The organism is Micromonospora sp. ATCC 39149, from assembly GCF_000158815.1.
In the GTDB taxonomy this organism is placed as follows: domain Bacteria; phylum Actinomycetota; class Actinomycetes; order Mycobacteriales; family Micromonosporaceae; genus Micromonospora.
In genome coordinates this window covers 735,054-737,175 of record NZ_GG657738.1, presented here as the reverse complement: position 1 = coordinate 737,175, position 2,122 = coordinate 735,054, and the positions used below count along the sequence as shown (strand labels likewise).

Annotated in this window: 1 protein-coding gene; it reads right to left on the bottom strand. The window is 74.3% G+C overall.

Translation table 11 applies throughout. The annotated features are described in order from the left end of the window. A partial coding sequence (locus tag MCAG_RS33315; protein WP_198141479.1) for a type I polyketide synthase occupies positions 1 to 2,122 on the bottom strand: 2,122 nt, incomplete at both ends.

The window sequence follows — 2,122 nt, the reverse complement described above, 5'->3', positions numbered from 1 at the left end:
CCGTAGCCGTGGCCCGGTCTCGGTGAGCCGCTCGTAAAACGTGCTCCGCGTTCGAGCGCGACCGCGCCGGTGGGCGGCCATTCGGCCAGCGCGTCCAGTGCGGGGGCGGCGTCCGGTTCGAGGAAGCCGTTGACATGCCGGGTCCAGGACTCCTCGGCGTTGTCCGGTCGGGAGTAGACGCCCAGCTCCCGGTGGCCGGACGGGTCGGCCGGGCCGATGATCACCTGTAGCTGCACGCCGCCCTCCTCCGGCAGCAGCAGCGGAGCCTCGATGGTGATCTCCTCGATTCGCCCGGCGCCGACCTGGTCGCCGGCCCGGATCGCTAGCTCCACGAAGGCGGTTCCGGGCAGCAGGACGGTGCCCATCACCGCGTGGTCCACCAGCCACGGATGGGTGCGCCGGGACAGCCGCCCGGTCAGCACCAGCCCGTCACCGTCGGCGAGCTGCACCGCCGCGCCCAGCAGCGGGTGTCCGGCCACGCCGAGGCCGGCGGCGGCGACGTCGGCCCGGTCCCCGGTGGCGTCGAGCCAGTAGCGCTGGTGCTGGAAGGGGTAGGTGGGTAGGTCGGGGTGGGTGGTGGGTGGGGTGGTGAGCAGGGGGTCCCAGATGACGGGGACGCCCAGGGTGTGCAGGTGGGCGACCGCGGTGAGCAGGGTGTGGACCTCGTCGTGGTCGCGGCGCAGTGTGTGCAGGGTCGTGGCGTCGGGGGCGGTTTCCTTGACGTGCGGGGTGAGGGCGGCGTCGGGTCCGATCTCGAGGAAGGTGGTGGTTCCGTCGGCGCGGAGGTGGGTGATGGCGTCGTGGAAGCGGACGGTGCGGCGGATCTGCTGGGCCCAGTAGTCGGGGTCGGCGGCCTGCTCGCCGGTCAGCGGCCAGCCGGTGACGGTGGAGACGACGGGCACGCGCGCCGGGTGGAAGGTGACCGTTTCCAGCACCGCGCGGAACTCGTCGAGTGCCGGTTCCATGCGGTGGGAGTGGAAGGCGTGGCTGACGCGGAGCGGGCGGGTCTTGCGGCCGAGGGCGGTGAAGTGCTGCCGGGCGGCGTCGACGTGTTCCTCGTCGCCGGAGACGACGGTGTTGTTCGGGCTGTTGGTGGCGGCGACGCCGAGGTGGTCGGCCAGGCCGTTGGCACCGATCCAGGCCAGCACCTCGGCCTCGGTGGCCTGGACGGCGAGCATCGCCCCGCCGGGCGGTAGGTCCTGCATGAGCCGGGCGCGGGCGGTGACGACGGTGGCGGCGTCCGCCAGGGTCCAGATGCCGGCGAGGTGGGCGGCGGTGAGTTCGCCGATGGAGTGGCCGGCCATGGCGTGGGCGGTGACGCCGAAGGACTCCAGCAGCCGGTAGAGGGCCACCTCGACGGCGAAGATGGCCGGCTGGGCCCACCTGGTCTGGTGCAGGGTGCCGTCGGAGTCGTCGAGGATAGCCGCCCGCAGCGGGTGGGGGAAGGCGGCGCAGACCTCGTCGAGGGCGTCGCGGAACGCGGGGAAGGTGGCGTAGAGGGCGCTGCCCATGCCCGGACGCTGCGAGCCCTGGCCGGTGAACATGGCGGTGAGCCGGCCGGCGGCGGCGCTGACGCCCGTGGTCACCCCGGGGTGGGTGGTCCCGGCGGCGAGGGCGGCGAGGGCGGTGGTCAGCTCGTGTCGGGTGGTGCCGAGGACGACGGCGCGGTGTTCGAACCGGGTGCGGGTGGCGAGCAGGGCGTGGGCGACGTCGGCGGGTTCGTGGGTGGAGACGGTGGGGTGCTCGGCGAGGCGGTGGGCCTGGTCGCGCAGGGCCTGGTCGGTACGGGCCGACAACAGCCAGGGAACCGGCGCGGCGGCGGCCTCCGCGCCGGGCGCGGCGGCGGGTTCGGCCTCGGCCGGGGCGGCCGGCTCCGGCGCCTCCTCCAGGATCACGTGCGCGTTGGTGCCGCTGATGCCGAACGACGAGACCGCCGCGCGCCGGCCGCCGCCCTCCTCCCGGGCGGGCCAGGGTTGGGCGTCGGTGAGCAGGGTGACGGCGCCGGTGGTCCAGTCGACCTGGGGGGTGGGGTGTTCGGCGTGCAGGGTTTTGGGGAGGTGGTGGTGTTGGAGGGCGAGGACCATTTTGATGACGCCGAGCGACGCCGGCGGCGGCTTGGGTG